The sequence below is a fragment of the Tunicatimonas sp. genome (assembly GCF_049647865.1).
In the GTDB taxonomy this organism is placed as follows: Bacteria; Bacteroidota; Bacteroidia; order Cytophagales; family Cyclobacteriaceae; genus Tunicatimonas.
Window position 1 is genome coordinate 1 of the sequence record NZ_JBARYM010000745.1, and the last position, 2,036, is coordinate 2,036.

A 2,036-nucleotide genomic window follows, 5' to 3' on the forward strand; every position below is an offset into this window, starting at 1 on the left:
CCCCCCGGGGTGGCGTATAAATCACCTGCCCGGCAGTTGGCCCACTGCCCCCCTGACGAATCACAATGCGGGTAAATGCTGGACGAAATCCATCACTTGCCTCTTTCACCTCTTGGTACATCTGAATGAAATAATCCAGATCAAAAACTTCCTTCTGTTTTAGGGTATGAAACCCCTGCCATAAAGCTTCGCGATAGCGCAACACTTCTTTAGGAGCACCATAAGTCTCTTGTAAATCATTTTGACTGAATGCTTGGTACAGCTCGTCGTCGGTAGTAAATATATTTTCAATCTGGCTGGAGGCTTTCGCTTCCTGTAAGCTAATAGTATTAATCAAAAGCTTTTGATCGGGTATAGCCGCGCTACGTCCGTGTAAGCGAGCCAATGCTGCTTTCGCTTCACCCAGTTGTTCCAGCACTTCTACCGTTCGATAATGTTTATCAGAAATAGGTAGTGACGGTAATGTATTCCAGGGTTGGTTTCGGTCGGGATTGATCCAGCTAGTTTCAGACATCACTTAAAGTTTCTCTTAATGTTTATCTATTGATGGAACCTTAAATCAAGGCCTGTTTTTGCACTAAACATTAAATAAACGATTTTATGATTTTTATAGTACTAATAAACTTAAATTTAAGGCAAATAACTGAACAGGCATTAAAAACGACGCAAGATAATGTTTATAGAAGCAGAAAGTATTACTGGTTTCTTTACCTCGGCTTCTTGCAGTAATCTAAACCGGAAGTGCGGATTGTTTCAGTAGCTTTTTTATGATGGCAACTGGCTTATATTTACTTTTGCAGCTTTCTAAAGTCCTATCAACTAATTAGATACAATCTCACCACTATGACCATTATAGACGGGAAGCAAACCGCTCAAAAAATTCGTCAAGAACTTACTGAACAAGTTCAACAAATTAAGGCTAACGGAGGCAAAGTTCCGCATCTGGCGGCAGTGCTAGTAGGCAATGATACTGCCAGCGAAACCTATGTTCGCAACAAAGTGAAAGATTGTGAACAGGTTGGCTTCAACTCTACTCTCGTACGCTTAGATGAATCAATTTCCGAAGAAGAGCTGCTAAACGAAGTACACAAACTAAATAATAATTCTGATGTGGATGGCTTCATAGTGCAATTACCATTGCCTAAGCATATCAACGACGAGAAAATTACGTTTGCTATTAAAGCCGAAAAAGACGTCGATGGTTTTCATCCGGTGAACGTCGGGCGGATGGCGAAAGGCTTACCCTCCTACGTAGCCGCTACTCCGCTGGGCATTATGCAGTTGCTAGAGCGCTATCAAATTAAAACCGAAGGCAAGCACTGCGTGGTGATTGGCCGCAGCGATATTGTGGGTACTCCCATGAGTCTACTAATGTCCCGTAAGTCTAATCCGGGCAATTCAACGGTTACTATTTGCCACAGCCGTACCAAAAATATGGCTGAAATTACCCGAGAGGCGGATATTCTAATCGCGGCGATTGGCAAGGCTCACTTCGTAACCGCTGATATGGTAAAAGAAGGAGCGGTAGTCATTGACGTAGGTATTAATCGAGTGGATGCGCCCGAACGCCCTCGGGGCTATAAGCTAGTGGGTGATGTTCACTTTGAAGCCGTAGCGGAAAAGTGCAGCTACATTACCCCGGTACCCGGCGGGGTTGGTCCCATGACTAGAGCAGCTTTGCTTTACAACGCGATGCTGGCGGCGAAAAAAGAGATTCATCCATAAGTAACTAAGAGAGGGTAATTTTCGTTTGTACAATTAGTTGTACATTTATTAATTATATGGAAATTACTACGTATTCAAATTTTCGGCAAAACCTAAAGTCTTTTATGGACAAAGTCTTCGAGGCTCGTACTCCTTTATATGTTACTCGTTCCAATGGGCAGGATATGGTAGTTTTATCAAGATCAGACTACGAAGGAATACAAGAAACCCTTCATCTATTAAGTAGTCCTAAAAATGCGGAACGACTAGCTCGAGGTATTAAAGAATATGAAGAAGGACAAGGGATAGAAAGAGGTTTACTGGATGAATGA

The 2,036-nt window shown here is 42.6% G+C and carries 3 protein-coding genes; 2 read left to right on the forward strand and 1 reads right to left on the reverse strand.

Features of this window, described 5'->3' with window-relative positions; translation table 11 throughout:
• Positions 1 to 514, reverse strand: a 514-nt coding sequence (locus WBA23_RS21690; RefSeq protein WP_424584372.1) for a Fic/DOC family N-terminal domain-containing protein, incomplete at its 3' end; no start/stop codon positions are given.
• Positions 515 to 843: 329 nt separating this feature from the next.
• On the opposite strand from WBA23_RS21690, the gene folD reads away from it, so the two are divergent.
• On the forward strand, positions 844 to 1,725 hold the full coding sequence (gene folD, locus WBA23_RS21695; RefSeq protein WP_424584373.1) for a bifunctional methylenetetrahydrofolate dehydrogenase/methenyltetrahydrofolate cyclohydrolase FolD: 882 nt from the start codon (positions 844 to 846) through the stop codon (positions 1,723 to 1,725).
• A 56-nt stretch (positions 1,726 to 1,781) separates the two neighbouring features.
• Positions 1,782 to 2,036 carry a type II toxin-antitoxin system Phd/YefM family antitoxin gene (locus WBA23_RS21700; protein WP_424584374.1) on the forward strand — a complete coding sequence of 85 codons (255 nt, stop codon included), beginning with the start codon at positions 1,782 to 1,784 and terminating at the stop codon, positions 2,034 to 2,036.

What these genes read in the sequence shown, in the direction of transcription:
- folD (WP_424584373.1), top strand. Translation starts at nt 844, where the DNA reads ATGACCATTATAGACGGGAAGCAAACCGCTCAAAAAATTCGTCAAGAA.
- WBA23_RS21700 (WP_424584374.1), top strand. Translation starts at nt 1,782, where the DNA reads ATGGAAATTACTACGTATTCAAATTTTCGGCAAAACCTAAAGTCTTTT.